The organism is Sphingomonas sp. RS2018, from assembly GCF_054489605.1.
Genome location: NZ_JBTMWL010000002.1, coordinates 163,436 through 187,629 on the forward strand (window position 1 = coordinate 163,436; position 24,194 = coordinate 187,629).

Annotated in this window: 15 protein-coding genes, 1 tRNA gene and 1 riboswitch; of the genes, 10 read left to right on the plus strand and 6 right to left on the minus strand. The window is 66.7% G+C overall.

Translation table 11 applies throughout. The features are described from left to right. Positions 1-38: 38 nt before the first annotated feature. Positions 39-225, minus strand: a riboswitch (cobalamin riboswitch). Both ACX40P_RS05865 and ACX40P_RS05870 read right to left on the minus strand, forming a co-directional pair. Beyond that, complete coding sequence (locus tag ACX40P_RS05865; RefSeq protein ID WP_459125395.1) at positions 224-1,012, minus strand: ABC transporter ATP-binding protein; 789 nt, start codon at positions 1,010-1,012, stop codon at positions 224-226. It overlaps the preceding riboswitch by 2 nt. Beyond that, positions 1,006-1,992 carry a FecCD family ABC transporter permease gene (locus ACX40P_RS05870; RefSeq protein WP_459125396.1) on the minus strand — a complete coding sequence of 329 codons (987 nt, stop codon included), beginning with the start codon at positions 1,990-1,992 and terminating at the stop codon, positions 1,006-1,008. Before ACX40P_RS05870 ends, ACX40P_RS05865 begins: the two co-directional genes overlap by 7 nt. 38 nt (positions 1,993-2,030) lie before the next feature. Here ACX40P_RS05870 and ACX40P_RS05875 point away from each other — a divergent pair, with 38 nt between their 5' ends. Beyond that, a complete protein-coding gene (locus tag ACX40P_RS05875) occupies positions 2,031-2,834 on the plus strand; it encodes an ABC transporter substrate-binding protein (protein ID WP_459125397.1) in 804 nt (267 codons plus the stop codon). Between the two features lie 110 nt (positions 2,835-2,944). On the opposite strand, the gene ACX40P_RS05880 is transcribed toward ACX40P_RS05875, so the two are convergent. Continuing rightward, positions 2,945-3,021 (minus strand) — tRNA-Pro (locus ACX40P_RS05880). 133 nt (positions 3,022-3,154) lie between these two features. On the opposite strand from ACX40P_RS05880, the gene lepA reads away from it, so the two are divergent. The 6 genes from lepA (at position 3,155) to ACX40P_RS05910 (ending at position 9,495) form a co-directional block, all read left to right on the plus strand. Then, a complete protein-coding gene (gene lepA / locus ACX40P_RS05885) occupies positions 3,155-4,966 on the plus strand; it encodes a translation elongation factor 4 (protein ID WP_459125398.1) in 1,812 nt (603 codons plus the stop codon). A gap of 106 nt (positions 4,967-5,072) precedes the next feature. Beyond that, on the plus strand, positions 5,073-6,374 hold the full coding sequence (locus ACX40P_RS05890; protein ID WP_459125399.1) for an HD-GYP domain-containing protein: 1,302 nt from the start codon (positions 5,073-5,075) through the stop codon (positions 6,372-6,374). Continuing rightward, positions 6,371-7,408, plus strand: a complete 1,038-nt coding sequence (locus ACX40P_RS05895; RefSeq protein WP_459125400.1) for a GGDEF domain-containing protein — start codon at positions 6,371-6,373, stop codon at positions 7,406-7,408. Before ACX40P_RS05890 ends, ACX40P_RS05895 begins: the two co-directional genes overlap by 4 nt. Before the next feature lie 62 nt (positions 7,409-7,470). Next, positions 7,471-8,226, plus strand: a complete 756-nt coding sequence (gene modA / locus ACX40P_RS05900; protein WP_459125401.1) for a molybdate ABC transporter substrate-binding protein — start codon at positions 7,471-7,473, stop codon at positions 8,224-8,226. 2 nt (positions 8,227-8,228) lie between these two features. Continuing rightward, positions 8,229-8,900 carry a molybdate ABC transporter permease subunit gene (modB, locus tag ACX40P_RS05905; protein ID WP_459126018.1) on the plus strand — a complete coding sequence of 224 codons (672 nt, stop codon included), beginning with the start codon at positions 8,229-8,231 and terminating at the stop codon, positions 8,898-8,900. Then, positions 8,890-9,495, plus strand: coding sequence for an ATP-binding cassette domain-containing protein (locus tag ACX40P_RS05910; RefSeq protein WP_459125402.1), 606 nt, complete (start codon positions 8,890-8,892; stop codon positions 9,493-9,495). The genes modB and ACX40P_RS05910 overlap by 11 nt, the downstream gene beginning before the upstream one ends. Here the strand turns inward: ACX40P_RS05910 and ACX40P_RS05915 are convergent. The 3 genes from ACX40P_RS05915 to rpoB form a co-directional block, all read right to left on the minus strand. Further along, positions 9,492-10,970 (minus strand): alginate export family protein, encoded by a 1,479-nt coding sequence (locus ACX40P_RS05915; protein ID WP_459125403.1) that lies wholly within the window; start codon positions 10,968-10,970, stop codon positions 9,492-9,494. The two genes, ACX40P_RS05910 and ACX40P_RS05915, sit on opposite strands and share 4 nt — an antisense overlap. 308 nt (positions 10,971-11,278) lie before the next feature. Then, complete coding sequence (rpoC, locus tag ACX40P_RS05920; RefSeq protein ID WP_459125404.1) at positions 11,279-15,568, minus strand: DNA-directed RNA polymerase subunit beta'; 4,290 nt, start codon at positions 15,566-15,568, stop codon at positions 11,279-11,281. A gap of 161 nt (positions 15,569-15,729) precedes the next feature. Beyond that, on the minus strand, positions 15,730-19,887 hold the full coding sequence (gene rpoB, locus ACX40P_RS05925; protein ID WP_459125405.1) for a DNA-directed RNA polymerase subunit beta: 4,158 nt from the start codon (positions 19,885-19,887) through the stop codon (positions 15,730-15,732). A 432-nt stretch (positions 19,888-20,319) separates the two neighbouring features. Between rpoB and ACX40P_RS05930 the strand changes: the two genes are divergently transcribed. From ACX40P_RS05930 to ACX40P_RS05940, 3 genes are all read left to right on the plus strand, one after another. Beyond that, positions 20,320-21,522 carry a hypothetical protein gene (locus ACX40P_RS05930; protein WP_459125406.1) on the plus strand — a complete coding sequence of 401 codons (1,203 nt, stop codon included), beginning with the start codon at positions 20,320-20,322 and terminating at the stop codon, positions 21,520-21,522. Positions 21,523-21,639: 117 nt separating this feature from the next. Continuing rightward, positions 21,640-23,580, plus strand: coding sequence for a CocE/NonD family hydrolase (locus ACX40P_RS05935; RefSeq protein WP_459125407.1), 1,941 nt, complete (start codon positions 21,640-21,642; stop codon positions 23,578-23,580). Between the two features lie 86 nt (positions 23,581-23,666). Then, positions 23,667-24,191, plus strand: coding sequence for a GAF domain-containing protein (locus tag ACX40P_RS05940; RefSeq protein WP_459125408.1), 525 nt, complete (start codon positions 23,667-23,669; stop codon positions 24,189-24,191). The last annotated feature ends 3 nt before the right edge of the window (positions 24,192-24,194 follow it).

The following is a 24,194-nucleotide window of genomic DNA, read 5'->3' on the forward strand; positions in this document are numbered from 1 at the left end:
GGGTATTTACCCGTCCGCTCGGCGCACCCTGGCCGGACGAAGGACGACTGCTGGGGGCAGGTCTCCTGGCTTGCGGGTCGACGCCGATCCTCACCGCCTTCTCGGGATCGCTCCCAATGGCATATGGTGTGGTGGCTCTCCGCTCACAGTTGCAGGGGCAGCCGGGGTCTCGAACCCCGTTCCCTATTATTCCGGTTGCCCGGAACCTCCAGCGACCGCGCCCCTAGGCGTGCTGCACTGCGGCGTCAACGCCCGTTCGGTCGCGCGGCACGATCCGGTCGCCGTCGATCCAGGCGGTGATGCCGTAAACCCGCGCCAGCCGCTCGGGAGTCAGGACTTCTTGCGGCGCGCCCTCGGCGACCAGCCGCCCGGCATCGATCAGCGCCAGCCGGTCGCAATATCGCGCCGCCACGGTCAGGTCGTGCAGCACAACGACGACGGTTGCCCCCACCGCCGCCTCGGCCTGCAACAGCCGCATCACGTCGATCTGATGACCGGGGTCGAGCGCCGCCAGCGGCTCGTCGACCAGCAGCGCCTTCGCCTCCACCGCCAACGCGCGCGCCAGCAACACGCGGGCACGCTCGCCGCCCGACAATTCGGTGACGATCCGGTCGCGGAAGTGCATCACGTCTGCCCGCGCCATCGCCTGCTCGATCGCTGCGCGGTCCGCGTCGCCGACCCGCGACAGGGGGGCGAGGTGCGGCAGGCGGCCCAGCGACACCAGCCGCTCGACCGACACCGGCCAATGCACCTGTCCGCCCTGCGGCAGATAGGCGATAGTCTGCGCGAGGGTGCGGCGCTCGACGTCGCCGAGCGCCGCGCCGTCGATCGTCACGGAGCCTTCGGCAATGGGCAGCAGCCGCGCGATGGTGCGCAGCAGCGTCGACTTGCCCGCGCCGTTCGGCCCGATGATCCCGGTCACCGCGCCCGGCGTCAGCGTCAGCGACAGTCCGTTCAGTACCTGCCGTCCGCCGAGGTAGACCGACAGCGCATCGCAAGCGATCGTCACCATATCCGCCGCTCCTTCAGCAGATAGGTCAGGAACACCGGCACGCCGAGGAACGCCGTCACCACGCCCAGCTTCAACTCGCTCGACGTCGCGATCTGCCGCACTCCGACGTCGGCCAGCGTCAGCAGCACCGCCCCGCCCAGCATCGACGGCAGCAGCACGGCGGAGGGGGACCGGTCGGTCAGCGGGCGGATCAGGTGCGGCACGATCAGCCCGACGAAGCCGATCGCTCCCGATACCGCCACCGCCCCACCGACACCGATCGCGACGCCGAGCAGGATGCGCAGCCGCAATCGCGCGAGATCGACGCCCAGCGTCCGCGCCCCGTCCTCGCCCAACGTCAGCGCATCCAGCGCCCGTCCGTCGGCGAGCAGCAGCGCCGATCCCACCGCGATGCATGGCAGCGCGATCCAGACATGCTCGACCGACCGGTTCTCGATTGATCCCATCAGCCAGCTCATGATTTCCATCGCGGCGAAGGGGTTGGGCGACAGGTTCAGCGCCAGGCTGACCCCCGCCGTTGCCAGCGTCGACACGGCGACACCGGCAAGGATCAGGGTGAGGGGGCTTTCCGCCCGCCCGGCCAGCGCGAATAGCGGCACCAGCGAGAGCAGCGCGCCCGCCACCGCCAGCACCGGCAACACCAGCGGATGCAGCAACGCCAGCCCGTAATAGAGCGCGAGCACCGCCCCCAACGCCGCACCGCTCGACGTGCCCAGCACCGCCGGATCGGTGAGCGGGTTGCGCAGATACCCCTGCAGCACCGCGCCAGCGAGCCCCAGCATCGCCCCCACCGCCAGCGCGATGACGGTACGCGGCAGACGCAGGTCGATCAGGATCGTGTGCACGATCGGGTCGCCATGCCCGGCCACCACCGCGACTAGCCGCGCCAGTCCGACCGGCACCGTCCCCAGCAGCAGCGACAGGACACCCGCCACGACCACCAGCACCGCCAGCCCGCCGATCAGCAGCGCGCGGCTCATCGCTTGTTCCCCGCGACGATCCGGCTATCGCAGGCGGCATGATCGGCCGCCTGCTTCTCGTCCTGTCCGCCGCGCTGCCGACCGCGGCCGGGGCGCCCGCGCCACGCCGCATCGTGTCGGTCACATTGTGCGCCGACCAGATGCTGCTCGCCGTCGCCGACCGCCGCCAGATAGCGGGACTCAGCCGCTTCGCCACCGACCGCTCGCTCTCCGCCGCCGCCGACCGGGCGGGCGGCTTGCCCATCGTCCGCGACACGTCGGAAAGCCTGCTGGTCGCAAGGCCCGACATGATCGTCGCGATCCCGCAGTATCGCAGCGCGACGATGGCCCGGCTGCGCTATCGCCCGCTCGACCTGCCCAGCGCCGAAACCTATGGCGCGATCACCGAGCAGTTGCGGGCGGTGGGGCAGGCGGTGGGGCATCCCGAACGCGCGGCGGCCCTCGTCGCGCGGATGGATGCACGCCTCGCCGTTCTGCCGCGCAATCCGGGTCGCGGGCGCGTCGCTGCCTATTACCAGCGGCGCGGCTACATGACCGGCACCGGCACGCTGGTCGATGACCTCATGCGCCGCGTCGGCCTCGTCAATCTCGCGGGCAAGCTCGGCAAGCCGATGCTGTCGCAACTGAGCGTGGAGGAAATGGTCGCCGCGCGGCCCGACGTGCTCGTCATGGAGCGCGGCACGGCGACGGTGACAGATCAGGGCTCCGAGATGCTCCACCACCCGGCGCTGCGCGGCATCCCGGTATTGTGGATCCCGCAGACTTGGACGGTATGCGGCGGCCCCGATTACGTGCGGGCGGCGGAGAGCCTGACGCGGCAGCTTCGGGCGCTGGACCGGTAGGCTGGGCCGACCGCGTCGAGCCGCAGGTGCCGTCCTTTTATCGATGATCCGAATGACGCCACCCGTTCCCGGCGCGGACATCGCGCGACGCGTGTGTAGCGGGAAGAAATTGGTCGGGGAAAGAGGATTCGAACCTCCGGCCCCTGCCTCCCGAAGGCAGTGCTCTACCAGGCTGAGCTATTCCCCGACCGGCGCCGGCCGGGCGAACCCGGCGTGGCGAGGCGCGGCCTATATCCGGGGTGTCGCGCCGTATCAAGCGATGAATCCGCCTGCTCGCGCGCCTTTGGCAAGGCGCGCGACAGATGCTAGGGGCGCCGGTTATGGCAACCGACCTTTCGCTGATCCGCAACTTTTCCATCATCGCCCACATCGATCACGGCAAGTCCACGCTCGCCGATCGCCTGATCCAGCGCACCGGCGGTCTGACCGAGCGCGAAATGTCGGCGCAGGTGCTCGACAACATGGATATCGAGAAGGAGCGCGGCATCACCATCAAGGCGCAGACCGTGCGTCTGGAGTGGAAGGGCCATGTCCTGAATCTGATGGACACGCCGGGCCACGTCGACTTCGCCTATGAGGTGTCGCGCAGTCTCGCCGCGTGCGAGGGCGCGCTGCTGGTGGTCGATGCCGCGCAGGGCGTCGAGGCGCAGACGCTCGCCAACGTCTATCAGTCGATCGAGCACGATCACGAGATCATTCCCGTCATCAACAAGATCGACCTGCCGTCGGCCGAACCCGAGAAGGTGAAGGCAGAGATCGAGGAGATCATCGGCCTCGACGCGTCGAACGCGGTGCTGTCGTCGGCGAAGGCCGGCATCGGCATCGAGGAGATCCTCGACGCGATCGTCGAGCGCATCCCCCCGCCCAAGGGAGACCGCGACGCGCCGCTGAAGGCGATGCTGGTCGACAGCTGGTACGACCCGTATCTGGGCGTCGTCATCCTCGTCCGCGTCATCGACGGCGTCATCAGGCGCGGCCAGCAGGTCAAGTTCATGGCGACCGGCACGCTGCACCTCGTCGACCGTGTCGGCGCGTTCCGCCCGAAGATCGAGCAGCTGCCCGATCTCGGCCCCGGCGAAATCGGCTTCATCACCGCGCAGATCAAGGAAGTCGCGCAGGCGCGCGTCGGCGACACGCTGACCGACGCCAAGCGCCCGGCGCTCCAGGCGCTGGAGGGGTTCAAGGAAGTCCAGCCGGTCGTGTTCTGCGGCCTGTTCCCGGTCGATGCCGCCGACTTCGACAAGCTGCGCGAGAGCATCAGCAAGCTGCGGCTGAACGACGCGTCGTTCAGCTTCGAGACCGAATCAAGCGCCGCGCTGGGCTTTGGCTTCCGCTGCGGCTTCCTCGGGCTGCTCCATCTGGAGATCATCCAGGAACGGCTGACCCGCGAATACGACCTCGACCTCATCACCACCGCGCCGTCGGTGGTCTACAAGCTGCAGCTGACCAAGGCGGCGGGCGAGGCGGAGGGGCGTACGCTCGAGCTCCATAACCCTGCCGACATGCCCGATCCCAACCGCATCGCCGAGATCGACGAACCGTGGATCAAGGCCGTCATCTACGTCCCCGACGAATATCTCGGCAGCATTCTGAAGCTGTGTCAGGACCGCCGCGGCATCCAGCGCGACCTGACCTATGTCGGCGGTCGCGCGCAGCTGACTTACGAACTGCCGCTCAACGAAGTCGTGTTCGACTTCTACGACCGGTTGAAGAGTATCTCGCGTGGCTATGCCAGCTTCGATTACGAACAGATCGGTTACCGCACCGGTGACCTCGTCAAGATGAGCATCATGGTCAATGCCGAGCCCGTCGACGCGCTCAGCATGATCGTCCACCGCTCGACGGCCGAACAGCGCGGACGCGGCATGTGCGAGCGGCTGAAAGATTTGATCCCGCGCCATATGTTCAAGATACCCATTCAGGCGGCTATCGGTGGCAAGGTGGTGGCGCGCGAAACCATTAGCGCGCTACGCAAGGACGTGACCGCCAAATGTTATGGTGGTGATGCGACTCGTAAGCGCAAACTTCTGGAAAAGCAGAAGGAAGGCAAAAAGCGCATGCGCGAGTACGGCAGCGTCAGCATTCCCCAGGAAGCCTTTATCGCCGCTCTTCGCATGGGCGACGACAACTGATGCTTTCATTTTGGATATATTGGTCGGCGAAAATCCAGGGCGGCTAACCCGGCATTAAATCTCTTGCGTCACAACCTGCGCTTCACATCGGGGCGGAGGTTGATTGATGCTGGTTCGGCTTCCAGTGGCGCAGGTGCAACTGGGAATGTTCGTTCACTCGATTGAGTGTTCGTGGCTCGATAATCCGTTCTGGCGCAGCCGCTTCCTGCTCGAGGATGCGGCCGATCTCGAACTGCTGCGCCAGTCGAAGATCACCGAGGTGACGATCGACCAGTCGCGCAGCGTGATGCCGAAGCCTGCGGCAGCACCGGACGCCGAGACGCCTGAGGTCGCCGAGCCGATCGTGCTGGTCGAGCGCCGCGGCGGCCGCCGCCGGACGCCGAAGCTGAAGGAAATCGACCGCGCCCGCGAAACCGTCGAACGATCGAAGGTCGCGGTCACCCGCATGTTCTCCGAGGCGCGGCTGGGCAATGCCGTCCAGATCGCCGAAGTGTCGCCACTGGTCGAGGAGATCGCCGCGTCGATGGAGCGCGACCGGTCGGCGATGCTCAACGTCACCCGGCTGAAGACCAAGAACGAATACACGTACCTCCACTCCGTCGCGGTCTGCGCGCTGATGATGAACCTCGCACGCCAGCTCGGCATGACCGAGGATCAGGTGCAGCAGGCGGGGATCGCCGGGCTACTGCACGATATCGGCAAGATGGCGATGCCGGATACGGTGCTCGACAAGGCCGGTGCGCTCGATTCGGACGAGCTGCGCATCATCCGCAGTCATCCCGGTGCCGGCCATGCGTTGCTGAAGAAGAGCGCCGAAGTGAACGAAATCGCGCTCGACGTCTGCCTGCATCATCACGAGCGCGTCGATGGCGGGGGATACCCGTTCGGGCTGAAGGGCGACGAGCTGAGCGTCTGGGCACGGATGGGTGCGATCTGCGACGTCTACGACGCGATCACTTCGGTGCGTCCCTACAAGCGGCCTTGGAGCCCCAACGCAGCACTGGCGCGGATGCTGGAGTGGGAGGGGCATTTCGACACGCGGATGCTCGACACCTTCATCGCCAGTATCGGCATCTTTCCGCTGGGGGGGGTCGTGCGGCTGCATTCGGGACGGCTTGGCCTCGTCATCGGTTGCGACGAAGCTGCGCCGACCAATCCGCGGGTGCGCGCCTTCTACGACATCCCCACGGCGCGGTTCGTGCCGTATGAGGACATCACCACGCTGAACGCCGCCCCGTCCGACCCGATCCTGCGCACCGAGCGCGGCGAGCGCTGGTTCGGCGACCGCTGGCAGGAGATCGAGGCAATGGTGGGCAATCGCGACACCATCCCCGCCGCCGGCCCTCCGCCGCGCGATCGATCACGGACGCCCGCCCCGACTCTGGCGACCGCAAGAGCTGCCCGATGACCGCCGCACAGATCCGACTGACCGACTGGTGGCGCGGCGCGAAGCCGACATCGGCACCGACCGCCGCACCGCGCGAGATCGCGCGTCGCACATTGATGGACGACATCGGCAACTTCCTGTCGACGCACGACCTGTCGGTGACGCCGCACAATCTGCGGATTGCGCAGGAGCAGATGGTCGGTCATCCGCCCACCGTTTCCGCGATCGCGGCGCTGCTGCGCGAACACGGCCGCCTGACCGACGATCTGCTGGCCCAGATCGTCCCGCCGGTGGATGGCATCCCGCCCGCGCTGGTGTCCGATGTCGCCGGCGCGCTGGCGGCGCGGCTGGAAGAGGCGCTGAGCATCGTTGCTCAGTCGCAGGAATCGGCGCGCGGCTATGGCGCCGCGCTCGACCAGCAGATGCGGGTGGCGGCGAACGATCCGGTCGGTGCGCTCGACCGGCTGATCCCGCTGACCCGCGATGTCGTTGAGGCAACGCGGGAGATGGAGGGCCGGCTGGAGAACGCCCGTCGCGAGACCGATGCGTTGCGCGCGAAGGTCGAATCCGCACGGCGCGATGCCGACTGCGATCATCTGACCGGCCTGCCCAACCGGCGCTGGTTCGATACGCGCATGGCGGCGCTCGACCCGGACTGCGGCGCGACGGTCGCGATCTGCGACATCGACGACTTCAAGTCGGTCAACGATCGCCACGGTCACGACGCCGGCGACCGCGTCCTGCGCTTCTTCGCGAAGCTGCTGCGAAGCGACCTCGCCCGTTACGCCGAGGTCGCGCGATACGGCGGGGAGGAGTTCGTCTGCCTCTTCGAGAATTGCACGCCCCAACAGGCGTATGAGCGGCTGGACGCGGTGCGCGGCCATCTCGCGCGACGCTCGCTCGTCAATCAGGACACGGGCGAGTCGATCGGGACGATCACCTTCTCGGCCGGTCTGGCGACGATGGGGGGCGACCGCCGCGGCGCGATCCGCGTCGCCGACGATGCGCTCTACCGGGCAAAGCGGTCGGGCAAGGATTGCCTCGTCGTCGGCTGACGCCGCTGGCAAAACGACCTCGGCACGATATAGCGGCGTCGTGAAAGGACGCTGTCGTTCCGATGTTTAGCCGTCTCGCTACCCTGTTCGCCGTGGTGTTCCTGATGGGTGCGGCGCCGCCCCCTGCCGCACCGGTGGTGCTGGCCGCCGCCAGCCTCCAGGAGACGATGACCGCCGCCGCCGACGCTTGGGCACGGGCCGGCTACCCGCGTCCGCGCGTCTCCTTCGCGGCATCATCGGCGCTGGCGCGGCAGGCGATGGCTGGGGCGCCGGCGGACCTGTTCGTTTCCGCCGACGAGGCGTGGATGGATGCGCTGGCGGCGAAGGGCTTTGTCCGTCCCGGCACGCGCGCCGACCTGCTCGGCAATCGCCTCGTCCTCGTCGCCCCGCGCACCACGCGTACCGCCGTGCACCTCGGCCGCGGCGGCAATCTGGCGCGGGTGCTGGGCGAGGGCAGGCTGGCGATGGCCGATCCCGCCGCGGTGCCGGCGGGACGCTATGGTCAGGCGGCGCTGGAGCGACTCGGCGACTGGGCGGCGGTGGCCCCGCGTATCGTTCGGGCGGAGAATGTCCGGGCCGCGCTGGCACTGGTCGAGCGCGGTGCCGCCCCCCTCGGCATCGTCTATGCGACCGACGCGCGCGCATCGCAGGCGGTGCGCGTCGTGGCGGTGTTCCCCGCCGCCAGTCACCTCCCGATCCGCTATCCGATCGCGGTCCTGAAACAATCGACCAGCCCTGACGCCGCACCGTTCCGCGCCTTTCTGCTGTCGCCGCGCGGCCGCGCGATCTTCCGCCGCTTCGGCTTTATCGCCGGGTGACGCTGACGCCCGAACAGTGGGGCGTGGTCTGGCTGTCGCTGAAGGTCGGCGGGGTCGCGATCGCCGCCGTCCTGCCGATCGCCTTCGCGCTCGCCTGGGTGCTGGCGCGGGTGCGGTTTCCGGGGCGCATCCTGCTCGACGCGATCGTCCATCTGCCGCTGGTGGTGCCGCCGGTGGTGACCGGCTGGTTGCTATTGCTCGCCTTCGCGCCCGGCGGCCCGCTCAGCAGTATGAGCGGCGGCGTGCTGTTCCGCTGGACCGGGGCGGCGATCGCCAGCGCGGTCATGGCGCTGCCGCTGATGGTGCGCGCGATCCGGCTGTCGATCGAGGGCGTCGACCGTCGGCTGGAAAGCGCCGCGCGGACGCTGGGGGCAGGGCGGTGGCGCGTGTTCGCGACGATCACGCTGCCGCTCAGCGTGCCCGGCATCCTCGCCGCCGTCGTGCTCGGCTTCGCCCGTGCGCTCGGCGAATTCGGTGCGACGATCACCTTCGTCAGCAACGTGCCGGGCGAAACCGAAACGCTGCCGCTCGCTATCTACGCCGCCTTGCAGGTGCCGGGCGCGGAGGCGACGGTGTGGAAGCTGGCGGCGGTATCGGTCGCGCTTTCGCTCGCCGCTCTGATCGTGTCGGAACTGCTCGCGCGGCGGGCCGGGCGGGGGCATCATGCGCTTTGACGTCGATGTTGCCGGGCAGATCGGCGAGCGCCCGATCGCCTGCCGCTTCGTCGCCGACGGCGGGGTCACCGTGCTCTTCGGGCCATCGGGTGCGGGCAAGACCAGCATCCTCAACATGATCGCCGGCCTCATCCGTCCCGCCCGCGGTCATGTCCGCATCGGCGAGCGGACGCTGCTGGATACGGAGGGGGCAATCGACGTGCCGCCGCACCGCCGCCGCATCGGCTATGTGTTTCAGGACTCACGCCTGTTCCCGCACCGTCGCGTCCGCGCGAATCTGCTTTACGGTGCGGCGGGCGAGGGGGCGCTGGCCGCCACCGTCGCGATGCTCGGCATCGGCCACCTGCTCGATCGCTGGCCGCGCACGCTGTCGGGTGGCGAGGCTCGCCGCGTCGCGATCGGCCGGGCGCTGCTGTCGGACCCGGAGGTGCTGTTGCTCGACGAGCCGCTCTCCTCGCTAGACGCCGCGCGCCGCGCCGAGATCGAGAAGGCGATCGTCACGCTGCAGGCGGAAACGCGGTTGCCGATCGTCCTCGTCACGCACGACATGCGCGAGGCGGAACGCCTCGGCACGCGGATCGTCGAGATCGGCTAGAACCGGAAACTGAGCCACCCGGTGAGGAAGTCCGAACTGCGATAGCCCGCCTTCGTCAGCGACGGGCCGGCTGCCAGATGTTCGTAGCGGCCGGTGAGCGACAGGCGCGGGGTGATCGTCCACACCGCCTGCAACCGCGTGACGTCGGCGATCTTGGCATCGCTCACCCGCTGCGTGCCCGCGAAGGGCTGGCCGTTCGCGCGATAGACTGCGTCATTCGTCGAATCGCGCCACGTCAGCATATATTCCGCCGTCACCCGCACGGGCGCGACCGGCGAGAAGGTTACATTCGGCGCGACCGCGATCAGGTTCGACGGGGTCAGGAACAGCTGATAGCTGTAGTAGATGTTGTTGCCGAACGGGGCATAGGCGTTGCGCAGGCGTCCGTCGCCATAGCCACCGCCGCCGCTGGCATAGTCGAAATGGACGCCCACGCGCGGGCTCGATGGTTTTTGGCCCAGCCGGTACGTCTGCGCCACAAACACCTGCCAGGCATCGATATCCTGGTTGATGTAGCTGCCCCATTGCCGGTTCACCGACCAGTCAATGGTGTAGCGCCCGGCATCGCCCCACAGCCGAGCGCCGAGGTAAAAGCGCTCCGCCGGGCCGATCCGGCCGCCCCACGCCCCGACATCGTTGCGCCGCCGCCAGAAGAACGGATCGAAATACAGCTTCGATCCGCCCAGCCACGTTGTCGGCACGGTAATACCCAGCGTCACGCCCGAGAAGCGCCGTGCCGGATCGATGATATCGTCGTCGGCACCCAGATCGCCATATTGCGTCGGCTTCAGGTCGAACGCGTCGATGCGCAGGGTGCGCCCCCGCGCCCAGCCGCGCCAGCCGTTCAGCGTGTAGCGGACCGTGTTGTTGTCGCGTTGCGACACCAGCAGATTGGGACCGTCGGCGAACTCCTGCCGCCCATAGCGTAAGCCGATCGCGACGCCGCCGACATCGCCCGTCGCCTCGACGAAATATTGCTGCGCGACGACATCGTTGCGCAGGGACGCGGCCGGCACGCCCAGCTCGACGCCCGAGATGCCGCCATGCGCGATCTCGCCATAGACGCGCAAGTGTGGGCCGAGATGCAAGTCTGCACCCGCGACGAGCCGGTTGATGTCCTGCCGCTGCGCCCGCACGTCGCGCAGACCCGGATTGGTGGTGTGATTGACCCGCAACCGCGCCTCGCCCGACAGCGTCAGATACACGTCGCCGTCGCCATCGAGCGGCAGGAACTTCAGCCGATCGAGAAGATCGTCGCGATTCGCCGGCAGCCGCATCTTGCGCCAGTCCTCGGCCCAGCGTGACTGGTTGTACCCGCCGGGCGAGGCACCGTCGCCGTTTGCGGCGGCGGGATAGCCGCTGACCGACGGCGTCGCGGGCGCCTTGGCTTCCTTCTGCTCGGTGGGTGTCGCGGTCTGTGCCACGGCTGCCGACGGGACGAGCATCAGGACGAGCGGGGCGATGATGCGAGGCATGCACCATCGTAACGGATGCGGCAGGCGAGGGCATCATCCCGCCTGGGTTGCAGCGCAGCCGTCGTAGCGTCAATGGCTATGATCGAAATAGCACGGTATATCAACAAGATGACGAGGCGTGGCCGGACATCGCGCCATGCGGCCACGTCAACGGACGACCTGAAGCCATAGCGTTCAATCCGCGGCCCCGTGTGGAAATCCGCCCAGATCGCTGTCGGTATCGTCGCAGTCGCACCGATAACGAAAAACGCCGCCCGGTTGCCCGGACGGCGCTTTCGCAGTCTGTCGATATCCGTTGCCGGGGGCGATTACTCCCCGGTGTTCAGATACTCGCCGGCATCGGCGTCCGTGCCGGTGCCGCTCGTCACGACCTCGGCCAGCGCGTCGTCGCCGGTGCCGCCGGCGTCACGGGCATTGCGTGCCAGTTCCGCCTCATGCTCCTGCGCCGCCGAGTCCGGTGCGACGACCATCGTCGCCGCGGCCAGTGCCCGGTGCTGCGCGCGCAGGGCCGCGTCGCGCGACGTGGCCGCCACGCGCAGGCGGTTCATGCCCGCACCCGTACCCGCCGGGATCAGGCGGCCGACGATCACGTTTTCTTTCAGGCCGTTCAGGTTGTCGATCTTGCCCTGCACCGAAGCCTCGGTGAGAACGCGCGTCGTCTCCTGGAACGAAGCCGCCGAGATGAAGCTGCGGGTCTGCAGCGACGCCTTGGTGATGCCGAGCAGCACCGGCTTGCCCTGCGCACGCGCCTGCTTCTTGTCGAGCTTGGCGTTGTGCTCGTCCATCTCGTCACGATCGACCTGCTCGCCGGCCAGCAGCGTGGTGTCGCCGCCGTCGGTGATCTCGACCTTCTGCAGCATCTGGCGAACGATCACCTCGATGTGCTTGTCGTTGATCTTCACGCCCTGCAGTCGATAGACTTCCTGGATTTCGCTGACCAGATATTCGGCCAGCGGCTCGATGCCGAGCACTTCCAGGATGTCGTGCGGATCGGGGCTGCCGCCGATCAGGTTGTCGCCACGCTTGACGTAATCGCCTTCCTGAACGTCGATCACCTTCGACTTCGGCACCAGATACTCGACGATGTCGCTGCCATCCTCGGGCATGATGCCGATCTTGCGCTTCGCCTTATAGTCCTTGCCGAACACGACACGGCCCGAGACCTTCGCGATGATCGCGTTCTCCTTAGGCTTGCGCGCCTCGAACAGCTCGGCGACGCGCGGCAGACCGCCGGTGATGTCGCGGGTCTTGGCGGACTCGCGGGCGACACGGGCGAGCACGTCGCCCGCCTGCACCGTCGCATTGTCCTCGACCGACAGCACCGCACCCGGTGCCAGCATGTAGCGCGCGGCATCCGCCTCGCCACCGGCACCCGTCAGGGTCAGGCGCGGACGCAGGTCCTCCTTCGCCTTGGCACCGATGCCGCGGTTCTCGGTGACGACGCGCTGAGTGATGCCCGTCGCCTCGTCGGCCTGTTCCGTCATCGTCTTGTTGTCGATCAGGTCCTGATACTTCACCGTACCGGCCGTCTCGGTGATGACGGGCATGGTGAACGGATCCCACTCCGCCATCCGGTCGCCCTTCGACACGATGTGCCCGTCGTCGAACAGCATGTACGCACCGTAGGGGATACGATCCAACGACAGCTCGCGGCCGTCCATGTCGACGATCGCGACTTCGCCCGACCGGCTCAGCACGACGCGACGGCCACGCTGGTCCATGATGACACGCAGGTCGCGGAACTCGACCGTACCGTCGGCATGCGCCTCCAGGTTGCTGGTCTCGTTCAGCTGCGCCGCACCGCCGATGTGGAAGGTGCGCATCGTCAGCTGCGTACCCGGCTCGCCGATCGACTGCGCCGCGATCACGCCGACCGCCTCGCCGATGTTGACCGGCGTACCGCGAGCGAGGTCGCGCCCGTAGCACTTGCCGCACACGCCGATCTTGGCTTCGCAGACCAGCGGCGAGCGGATCTTCATGCCCGGTACGTTCAGCGCCTCGATCTGCGTGATCATCGGCTCGTCGAGCAGCGTGCCCGACGGGATGACGACCTTGCCGTCCTTGTCGACCACGTCCTGCGCCGTCGTACGGCCCAGGATGCGCTCGCCCAGCGACGCGATGGTGCTGCCGCCCTGAACGATCGCCTTCATCTCCAGCGCGCGCTCGGTGCCGCAATCCTCCTCCATGATGACGCAATCCTGCGACACGTCGACGAGGCGGCGGGTGAGGTAGCCGGAGTTGGCGGTCTTCAATGCCGTGTCCGCGAGACCCTTGCGGGCGCCGTGGGTGGAGTTGAAGTATTCGAGGACGGTCAGGCCTTCCTTGAAGTTCGAGATGATCGGCGTCTCGATGATCTCGCCCGACGGCTTGGCCATCAGGCCGCGCATGCCGGCCAGCTGCTTGATCTGCGCCTGCGAACCGCGGGCACCGGAGTGGGCCATCATGTAGATCGAGTTGATCGGTGCTTCGCGGCCGTTGTCCAGGCGCTTCACCGCCTTGATCTCGTCCATCATCGCGCCGGCCACCTGGTCGCCGCAACGGCTCCAGGCGTCGATCACCTTGTTGTACTTCTCCTGCTGCGTGATCAGGCCGTCCTGATACTGCTGCTCGTAATCCTTCACCTGGTCGCGCGTGTCGTCGACCATCTTCTCCTTCTCGGCGGGGATGATCATGTCATCCTTGCCGAAGGAGATGCCGGCCTTGAACGCGTGGCGGAAGCCCAGCGCCATGATGGCGTCGGCGAACAGCACCGTCTCCTTCTGGCCGGTGTGGCGATAGACCTCGTCGATGACGTCGGTGACGTCCTTCTTCGTGAGCAGGCGGTTGACCGTCTCGAACGGCACCTTGTGCGACTGCGGCAGGGTCTCGCCCAGCAGCATGCGGCCGGGCGTCGTCTCGTAGCGCTTCATGCTCGAAACGCCCTTCTCGTCGGTCTGCGGTACGCGGCTGACGATCTTCGTGTGCAGCGTCACCGCACCCGCGTTCAGCGCCTGATGCACCTCCGACATGTCGGAGATCAGCATGCCTTCGCCCGGCTCGCCGGTCTTCTCCATCGACAGATAGTAGAGACCCAGCACCATGTCCTGCGACGGCACGATGATCGGCTTGCCGTTCGCGGGCGACAGGATGTTGTTGGTCGACATCATCAGGACGCGTGCTTCCAGCTGCGCTTCGAGCGACAGCGGGACGTGGACGGCCATCTGGTCGCCGTCGAAGTCGGCGTTGAACGCCGAGCAGACCAGCGGGTGCAGCTGGATCGCCTTGCCCTCGATCAGCACGGGCTCGAACGCCTGGATGCCGAGACGATGGAGCGTCGGTGCGCGGTTCAGCATCACGGGATGCTCGCGGATCACCTCGTCCAGGATGTCCCAGACTTCCTTGCGCTCCTTCTCGACCCACTTCTTCGCCTGCTTCAGGGTCATCGACAGACCCTTGGCGTCTAGGCGCGCGTAGATGAACGGCTTGAACAGCTCGAGCGCCATCTTCTTCGGCAGGCCGCACTGGTGCAGCTTCAGCTCCGGACCGGTGACAATGACCGAACGGCCCGAATAGTCGACGCGCTTGCCCAGAAGGTTCTGGCGGAAGCGGCCCTGCTTGCCCTTCAGCATGTCGCTGAGCGACTTCAGCGGACGCTTGTTGGCGCCCGTGATCGTGCGGCCGCGACGGCCGTTGTCGAAGAGGGCGTCGACCGCCTCCTGCAACATGCGCTTTTCGTTGCGGACGATGATGTCCGGCGCGCGCAGTTCCATCAGCCGCTTCAGGCGGTTGTTGCGGTTGATGACGCGGCGATACAGGTCGTTCAGGTCCGACGTCGCGAAGCGGCCACCGTCCAGCGGCACCAGCGGGCGCAGCTCGGGCGGGATGACCGGCACGACGTCGAGGATCATCCATTCGGGGCGGTTGCCCGAATCGATGAAGCTCTCGACAACCTTCAGCCGCTTGATGATCTTCTTGGGCTTCAGCTCCGACTTGGTCGTCGCCAGCTCCTCGAGCAGCTCCTTGCGCTCGCCCTCGAGGTCGAGGTCGATCAGCATCTGCTTGACCGCTTCCGCGCCGATGCCGGCCGAGAAGGCGTCCTCGCCATATTCGTCCTGCGCGTCGAGCAGCTCGTCCTCGGTCAGCAGCTGGTACTTCTCCAGCGGCGTCAGGCCCGGCTCGATGACGATGTAGCTCTCGAAATACAGCACGCGCTCGAGCTGCTTGAGCTGCATGTCGAGCAGCAGACCGATGCGCGAGGGGAGGGACTTCAGGAACCAGATGTGCGCGACCGGCGCGGCGAGCTCGATATGGCCCATGCGCTCGCGGCGGACCTTCGAGACGGTGACTTCGACGCCGCACTTTTCGCAGACAATGCCCTTGTACTTCATGCGCTTGTACTTGCCGCACAGGCACTCGTAATCCTTGATCGGACCGAAGATGCGCGCACAGAACAGGCCGTCACGCTCGGGCTTGAACGTGCGATAGTTGATGGTCTCGGGCTTCTTGATCTCGCCGAACGACCACGAGCGGATGCGATCCGGCGACGCGATCCCGATCTGGATCTGGTCGAAGGTCTCCGGCTTGACGAGCGGATTGGCGAAGTTGGTCAGTTCGTTCATTTTTCAGTCCCCGTGGAGGGTCAAAATCAAATCCGTTCGTCCTGAGTAGGGACTGAGCGTGTCGAAGGCCCGTATCGAAGGATCTTCGCGGCACTCTGTCCTTCGATACGCCGCTTCGACTTCGCTCAGCGGCTACTCAGGACGAACGGTATTCTGTCAGATCACTCGGCCGCCTGCGCGATCGGCTCGCCGTCGGCGTCCAGCTCGTTGTTCTTGAGCTCGACGTTCAGGCCCAGCGAGCGCATTTCCTTGACGAGCACGTTGAAGCTCTCCGGAATGCCCGCTTCAAACGTATCGTCGCCCTTGACGATCGCTTCGTAGACCTTGGTGCGCCCGACGACGTCGTCCGACTTCACCGTCAGCATTTCCTGCAGGGTATAGGCCGCGCCGTAGGCCTGGAGCGCCCAGACCTCCATTTCGCCGAAGCGCTGTCCGCCGAACTGCGCCTTGCCGCCCAGCGGCTGCTGGGTGACCAGGCTGTACGGCCCGATCGAACGCGCGTGGATCTTGTCGTCGACGAGATGGTGGAGCTTCAGCATGTAGATGTAGCCCACGGTCACCTTGCGGTCGAACGTGTCGCCGGTGCGCCCGTCGAACAGATCGACCTGACCCGAGGTGTCGAGCCCGGCCAGCTCCAGCATCGCCGAAACATCGGCCTCGCGCGCGCCGTCGAACACCGGCGTCGCCATCGGCACGCCGTTCTTCAGGTTCTGAGCCAGCTCGACGATCTGCTCGCCGGAGCGGGCATCGATCTCGGCATGGTATTGCTCGCCGTACACCGTCTTCAGACGATCCTTGACCGCTTCCGGCATCGCGCCGGCCTTGGGCTCGGGGTTCGCCTCACGCCATTCTTCCAGCGCATGGGTGATCTGCTGGCCCAGCCCGCGCGCGGCCCAGCCCAGATGCGTCTCGAAGATCTGACCGACGTTCATGCGCGACGGCACGCCCAGCGGGTTGAGCACCAGATCGACCGGCGTGCCGTCCTCTAGGAACGGCATGTCCTCCTGCGGCAGGATGCGCGAAATGACGCCCTTGTTGCCGTGACGGCCGGCCATCTTGTCCCCCGGCTGCAGCTTGCGCTTCACCGCGACGAACACCTTGACCATCTTCAGCACGCCCGGCGGCAGCTCGTCACCACGCTCCAGCTTCTCACGACGATCGTGGAACTTGTCGGTGATGCGCTTGGCGGCCTCGTCGTACTGGACCTTCACGGCCTCCAGGTTCGCTTGCACGCCGTCATCGGCGACCGAAAACTTCCACCACTCGTGACGATCAACGCTGTCAAGCAGGTCCTGATCGATCGCGGCGCCCTTCTTCAGGCCCTTCGGCACCGCCGTCGCGGTCTGGCCGATCAGCATATCCTTCAGGCGCGACCATGTCGCACGGTTGAGGATCGTGCGCTCGTCGTCCGAGTCCTTCTTCAGGCGCTCGATCTCCTCGCGCTCGATCGCCATCGCGCGCTCGTCCTTGTCGATGCCGTGGCGATTGAAGACGCGTACGTCGACGATCGTCCCCGACACGCCCGGCGGCAGGCGCAGCGACGTGTCGCGAACATCCGACGCCTTTTCACCGAAGATGGCGCGGAGCAGCTTCTCCTCCGGCGTCATCGGGCTTTCGCCCTTCGGCGTGATCTTGCCGACCAGGATGTCGCCCGGCTCCACTTCGGCGCCGATGTAGACGATGCCCGCCTCGTCGAGGTTGCGCAGCGCTTCCTCGCCGACGTTCGGGATGTCGCGGGTGATGTCCTCCGGCCCGAGCTTAGTGTCGCGGGCCATCACCTCGAACTCGTCGATGTGGATCGACGTGAACACGTCGTCCTTCACGATCCGCTCGCTGATAAGAATCGAATCCTCATAGTTGTAGCCGTTCCACGGCATGAACGCGACGAGCGCGTTGCGACCCAGCGCCAACTCGCCGAACTCGGTCGACGGACCGTCGGCCAGCACGTCGCCGGCCTCGACCACGTCGCCCACCTTCACCAGCGGACGCTGGTTGATGCAGGTCGACTGGTTCGACCGCTGGAACTTCATCAGCGTGTAGATGTCGACGCCGCTCTGACCCGGATCGATATCGCCGGTCGCGCGGATGACGATGCGTGCGGCATCGACCTGATCGACGATACCGGCGCGGCGTGCGCCGATGGCGGCGCCGGAATCACGCGCGACCGTCTCTTCCATGCCGGTGCCGACGAAGGGCGCTTCCGCCTTCACCAGCGGCACGGCCTGACGCTGCATGTTCGATCCCATCAGCGCGCGGTTCGCGTCATCGTTCTCCAAGAACGGGATCAGCGATGCGGCGACGGAGACGAGCTGCTTCGGGCTGACGTCCATCAGCGTGATCGTCTCGGGCAGCGCCATCAGGAATTCGCCGGCCTGACGGGCCGACACCAGTTCCTCGGTCAGGCGGCTGTCGCCGTCGACTTCGGCGTTGGCCTGCGCGATCGTGTGCTTGGCTTCTTCCATCGCCGACAGATAGACGACGTCGTCGGTGACCTTCTGGTCGATGACCTTACGGTACGGCGTCTCGATGAAGCCGTACTTGTTCACGCGGCTGAAGCTGGCGAGCGAGTTGATGAGGCCGATGTTCGGGCCTTCCGGCGTCTCGATCGGGCAGATGCGGCCATAGTGGGTCGGATGAACGTCGCGGACTTCGAAGCCGGCGCGCTCACGCGTCAGACCGCCCGGCCCGAGCGCCGAGACGCGACGCTTGTGCGTCACTTCGGACAGCGGGTTCGTCTGGTCCATGAACTGCGACAGCTGCGACGAACCGAAGAACTCGCGCACCGCGGCGACCGCGGGCTTCGCGTTGATGAGGTCGTTCGGCATGACGGTCGAGACGTCGACCGACGACATGCGCTCCTTGACCGCACGCTCCATGCGGAGAAGTCCGACGCGATACTGGTTCTCCAGCAGCTCGCCGACCGAACGCACGCGACGGTTGCCAAGGTTGTCGATGTCGTCGACTTCGCCCTTGCCGTCCTTCAGGTCGACCAGCGTCTTGACGACGGCCAGGATATCCTCGGTGCGCAGCGTGGTGTGCGTGTCCGGCGCGTCCAGCTCCAGACGCATGTTCAGCTTCACGCGGCCCACGGCCGACAGGTCGTAGCGCTCCGGATCGAAGAACAGGCCGGCGAACAGCGACTCCGCCGTCTCCAGCGTCGGCGGCTCGCCGGGGCGCATGACGCGGTAGATGTCGCTCAGCGCCTGCTCGCGCTCCTCGGCCTTGTCGACCTTCAGCGTGTTGCGGATCCACGCACCGGTCGAGATGTGGTCGATGTCGAGCAGCTCGACGCGCTCGATCCCGGCCTTGTCCAGCTTCTCGAGGTTCTCGGCCGACACTTCATCGCCAGCCTCGATATAGATCTCGCCGGTCTTCTCGTTGATGAGGTCGTACGCGCTGTAGCGGCCGAAGATCTCCTCGGTCGGGATCAGCAGGTCGGTCAGGCCGTCCTTCGCCGCCTTGTTGGCCGCGCGTGGGCTGATCTTCTGACCGGCCGGGAACACGACTTCGCCGGTCTTCGCATCGACGATGTCGAACGACGGCTTCTGCCCGCGCCAGTTCTCGGCGGCGAACGGGATCTGCCAGCCGCCCGAACCACGGACGTAGGAGATGCGGTTGTAGAAGTGGTTGAGGATGTCCTCGCTGGTCATGCCCAGCGCATAGAGCAGCGTCGTGACCGGCAGCTTGCGCTTGCGGTCGATACGGACGTTGACGACGTCCTTCGCGTCGAACTCGAAATCGAGCCACGAGCCGCGATAGGGGATGACGCGCGCGGCGAACAGGAACTTGCCCGAGGCATGGGTTTTGCCGCGGTCATGGTCGAACAGCACGCCCGGCGACCGGTGCATCTGGCTGACGATGACGCGCTCGGTGCCGTTGATGAAGAAGGTGCCGTTGCCCGTCATCAAGGGCATGTCGCCCATGTAGACGTCCTGCTCCTTGATATCGATGACCGACTTGGCTTCGGTGTCCGGATCGACCTCGAACGCGGTCAGGCGCAGCGTGACACGCATCGGCGCTGCATAGGTGATGCCGCGCTGGCGGCATTCCTCGACGTCGAACTTCGGATTTTCGAGGACGTAATCGTCGAAGTCGAGATAGGCGGTGCCGGCGAAATCCTGGATCGGGAACACGCTGCGCAGCGTCTTCTCGAGACCCGAGACATGGCCGATCGACTTGTCGGAGCGCAGGAACTGCTCGTAGCTCTCGCGCTGGACCTCGATCAGGTTCGGCATCTGCACCACTTCGTGGATGTCGCCGAAGACCTTGCGGATGCGGCGCTTGTTGGTGCTGCCCGGTGTGATCGCTTTAGTCGCCATGTGTCATTGCCTCGTCAGCCGTAGCTATCCGGATGATCCGCCGGATGTCGAAAACGCACGCAGATGGACGCGAAAAGGCCACATCCGTCCCGGTAGCGGGATCGATGCAGCCATATCAGCGTCCATATGCGAAACCGGCCAGCTTCCATTCGATCGATGCACTGCGCGACGGCGCATCATTTCCCGAAGCTGTGGTAGGGGATGACATATAGGCGCCGGGGCAGGCGCTGTCAAACAAAGTGCAAAACCTCGCTTCGTCGACAAATATACACGCCTCGCCGTGTTTGGGTGTCGTTTCGGCACCGGAATCGTCGGCCGGGTCATTGTTCATCCGATATGAAAGCCAACCAAACCCCCGCCCGTCGCGCGGCCTGGCTGTTATTGGCAGCCCCCGCGCTCCTGTCCATCCCCGCGCATGCGCAGGAGGCATCCGTGCCCCCGCCACCCGTGATCCAGACGGCCCCGCCGCCCGCAGCCACGGTGCCGGCCGAGCCCGCGCCCGCGCCCGAGGCTCAGGCGCCGGCCGCAACGACCGATACCGGTGCGTCGCGGACGACGATCGCGCCGGGTGCTCTCGATGTCGTCGACGACGCGCGTATCGCCGCGCAGCGTGAGGCCCAGGCTCGTTCCGCGCCCCGCTCGACGCCTCGTCAGGCGCCGGCGCGTCCCGCTGCCGAGCGGACCGCGACGCCGGCACCGGTCGCCGTCGCGCCTGCACCCGCCGCCGTACCCGTTGTCGCGACGCCCGAGCCGGTCGCGCCACCCGCCGCCGCCCCGGCTGCACTGCCCGCCGAGGCGACGACCGCGACCGCGCCGGACCTGGCCGAACCGGCGAGCGGCTTCCCGCTGTGGCCGGTGCTGCTGGTCGCCGGGCTGCTGCTGGTCGGCGCGATCGGTTACCGCGTCTGGAGCCGCCGCCGAGACCGCGAGCACGACCGTTATTACGACGAAACCGCCTATGCCGATCAGCGTGTCGCGGAAGAACCCGTCGTGTCGCAGCGTTATGAAGAGACGACCGCTCCGGTACCCGCGGCCTTCGTCGCGCCGACCATCGCCGCTGCCCATCACGATGATGTGGCCGTCGCGCATGCCGAGGACGTAACCGTCGCCGATGCCGGTGCCGACGATGTCGCGGCGCTGACCGACGCCGATGCGCCGGTCACCGATCGCCCATGGCTCGAATTCGCGATGCGTCCCGTGCGCATAGGCAGCAGCGACGACGAGGCGGTGGTCGAGATCGAGCTGACCGTCGCCAATTCCGGTAGTATGCCTGCACAGGACGTGCGCGTCTCGACATTCATGCTGGCGGACGCACGCGGCAGCGACATGGAATCGTTGCTGATCGACCGTCCCGCCGACGCCGCAGTCGATGCGGTGACGATCGCTCCTGGCGAGGGCACCCGGATCGACGCAACGCTGGCCGCGCCCAAGGCCGATGTCGGCACCGCGCATTTCCGCCCGGTCGTCGTCGCCGACGCGCGCTATCGCCTGGCCGATGGCACCGAGGGTCGCACCTCCGCCTCGTTCATGGTCGGGGTGACGCAGGGCGACGGCATCGGCCCGATCGAGCTGGACGATGCCGGCATGCGCGACGATGTCGAGGCGCGTCTGCACGGCGAACCGCTGCACGCCTGATACGCTTCACAGCATATCGCGGCCCGTTCCTCCGGCAGAGGGGCGGGCCGCATTGCGTTCGGTGGACGAGCGCGTAGCATAGCTCCCAATCCAGCTTTGTCACGAAGGTCCGCGCCGATGAAACTCCCGCTCCTGCTCGCCGCCACCGCTTGCATCGTCGCGGCACCGCTCTCCGCCCAGCAGGCCGCACCCGCCGGCGGCGATGTGCCCGCGAAGTACAGCGTGCCCAAGGTCGGCTACTATTACGAAAAGCGCGAGATGATGATCCCGATGCGCGACGGGACGAAGCTCTACACCGTCATCGTCGTCCCGAAGGGCGCGAAGAACGCGCCGATCGTGCTGACGCGCACGCCCTACAACGCCGCCGGCCGCGCCAACCGCATGGACAGCCCGAAGATGCTGAGCGCGCTGCCGCTCGCCGACGAGATCTTCGTCAAGGACGGCTATATCCGCGTCTATCAGGACGTGCGCGGCAAATACGGGTCGGAGGGCGACTATGTCGTGACGCGGCCCGTGATCGGCCCGCTCAATCCGACGCCCCCCGGTAAAATTGGGGTGGACCACGTCACCGACGCCTACGACACGATCGACTGGCTGGTGAACAAGGCGAACCTGCCCGAGAGCAATGGCAAGGTCGGCATGATCGGGTCGAGCTACGAGGGCTTCACCGTCGTCATGGCGCTGCTGAACCCGCATCCCGCGCTGAAGGTCGCCGCGCCCGAAAGCCCGATGATCGACGGCTGGATGGGCGACGACTGGTTCCACCATGGCGCGTTCCGCCTGGCCAACATCGCGTGGCTGGGCGGGCAGACCGGATTCAAGGGCGCGGGCAAGGCGCCGCCGACCGGCGGCTACGACGATTACGAGAATTTCCGGACCGGCAGCGCGGGCGACTGGGCGAAGAAGGCCGGCTACGACCTGCTGCCCTATTGGCAGCGGATGCAGGCGCATCCGTCCTATGATGCGTTCTGGCAGGGTCAGGCGCTCGACAAGCTGGTCGCCGCCAATCCCTCCAACGTGCCGACCCTGTGGGAACAGGGCCTGTGGGATCAGGAGGACATGTACGGGGCGATCCGGACGTGGGAGGCGCTGAAGGCCAAGGGCAAAATCGGTAACAACTTCCTGGTTATGGGGCCGTGGCGGCACAGCCAGATAAACCGCGAGGGGCGCAGCCTGGGCCCGTTCCAATGGGACGGCGACACCGCGGCTCAGTTCCGGGAAGACATGGTCCTGCCGCTGTTCAACCAGTATCTGAAGGATGGCCCTGCGGCGAACCTGCCGCAGGTCGCGATCTACAATACCGGCGAGAACAAATGGGATCGCCTGAGCCAGTGGCCGCTCGCTTGCGAGACCGGCTGCGCCGCGCCGCTGAAGCCCATCTATCTCCAGATGGGCGGCAAGCTGGGCTGGGAGAAGGGCGGGGCCGGGGGCGACAGCTACGTCTCCGATCCGGCCAAGCCCGTCCCGCACCTGCCGCGCCCCGTCAATTTCGGCGACGGGCGCTGGGGCGACTGGCTGGTCAGCGACCAGCGCGGGGTCGATGGCCGGCCCGACGTGATGACGTATCAGACCGACGTGCTGACCGCCCCGGTGCGCGTGTCGGGCGCGCCGTTCGCGGAGATCTTCGCGAAGACGACCGGCACCGACGCCGACTTCATCGTCAAGGTGATCGACGTCTATCCGGACGAGGTCGCGACCGATGCGAAGATGGGCGGATACCAGCTGGCCATCGCGCAGGATATCTTCCGTGGTCGTTACCGCGACAGCTTCGAGAAACCGAGCGCGATCCCGGCCGGCAAGACCGAGAAGTACCGCTTCCGCCTACCGACCGTGAACCACGTCTTCCAGCCGGGCCACCGCATCATGGTGCAGGTCCAGTCGAGCCAGTTTCCGCTCTACGACCGTAATCCGCAGACCTACGTCCCGAACATCTTCCTGGCCAAGCCGACGGACTATCGCGCGGCGACGATCACGCTTCAGCGTGGCGGGGTCGCGGCGAGTGCGGTGTGGTTGCCGGTCGTGGCGGTGGATCAATCCGCGGTGGCGGTACGCCGATGATCGAAATATCCATCTATTTCGAGGCGCCTTAACATTTCGGGAAGCATGGCTGGATAACGTCCCCGCAATTGACGGGGACGGAAACGATGCCGACGGATCGACTGGGTGAAACCGCGCGGATCGCGGCGCTTGAAAGCTATCGCCTGCTCGACACGCCGGACGAGCCGCGTTTCGACGCGATCACGCGGGAGGCGGCGATCACCTTCGGCGCCGAATTCGCGGTCATCTCGCTCATCAGCGCTGATCGCCAGTGGTTCAAGGCACGCTATGGCGTCACCGACGTCGAGACGCCGCGCGCCATTTCGTTCTGCACCCACACGATCCAGTCGGACGACATCCTGTGCGTGCCCGATACGTTGCTCGACCCGCGATTCGTCGACAATCCCAACGTCACCGGTTCGCCCTTCGTCCGCTTCTACTCCGGCGCGCCGTTGATTACGCCGGCCGGTCACCGCATCGGCACGCTGTGCGTGTTCGACGCGCGGCCGCGCCCTGAAATCCGCCCGAGCGAGGCGACTCGCCTCGTCGCGCTGGCAGCACGGACGGTCCGCCTGTTCGAACAGCAGCGCACCCTGGCCGACGCCCGCCTGCTGTCCGTTCAACTCGTCTGATCC

Excerpts from the sequence above, each read along its gene's own strand:
- ACX40P_RS05890 (WP_459125399.1), top strand. The coding sequence starts at position 5,073 with ATGCTGGTTCGGCTTCCAGTGGCGCAGGTGCAACTGGGAATGTTCGTT.
- ACX40P_RS05915 (WP_459125403.1), bottom strand. The coding sequence starts at position 10,970 with ATGCCTCGCATCATCGCCCCGCTCGTCCTGATGCTCGTCCCGTCGGCA.
- ACX40P_RS05870 (WP_459125396.1), bottom strand. The coding sequence starts at position 1,992 with ATGAGCCGCGCGCTGCTGATCGGCGGGCTGGCGGTGCTGGTGGTCGTG.
- rpoB (WP_459125405.1), bottom strand. The coding sequence starts at position 19,887 with ATGGCGACTAAAGCGATCACACCGGGCAGCACCAACAAGCGCCGCATC.
- ACX40P_RS05935 (WP_459125407.1), top strand. The coding sequence starts at position 21,640 with ATGAAACTCCCGCTCCTGCTCGCCGCCACCGCTTGCATCGTCGCGGCA.
- ACX40P_RS05940 (WP_459125408.1), top strand. The coding sequence starts at position 23,667 with ATGCCGACGGATCGACTGGGTGAAACCGCGCGGATCGCGGCGCTTGAA.
- lepA (WP_459125398.1), top strand. The coding sequence starts at position 3,155 with ATGGCAACCGACCTTTCGCTGATCCGCAACTTTTCCATCATCGCCCAC.
- modA (WP_459125401.1), top strand. The coding sequence starts at position 7,471 with ATGTTTAGCCGTCTCGCTACCCTGTTCGCCGTGGTGTTCCTGATGGGT.
- ACX40P_RS05895 (WP_459125400.1), top strand. The coding sequence starts at position 6,371 with ATGACCGCCGCACAGATCCGACTGACCGACTGGTGGCGCGGCGCGAAG.
- ACX40P_RS05875 (WP_459125397.1), top strand. The coding sequence starts at position 2,031 with ATGATCGGCCGCCTGCTTCTCGTCCTGTCCGCCGCGCTGCCGACCGCG.
- ACX40P_RS05865 (WP_459125395.1), bottom strand. The coding sequence starts at position 1,012 with ATGGTGACGATCGCTTGCGATGCGCTGTCGGTCTACCTCGGCGGACGG.
- ACX40P_RS05910 (WP_459125402.1), top strand. The coding sequence starts at position 8,890 with ATGCGCTTTGACGTCGATGTTGCCGGGCAGATCGGCGAGCGCCCGATC.
- rpoC (WP_459125404.1), bottom strand. The coding sequence starts at position 15,568 with ATGAACGAACTGACCAACTTCGCCAATCCGCTCGTCAAGCCGGAGACC.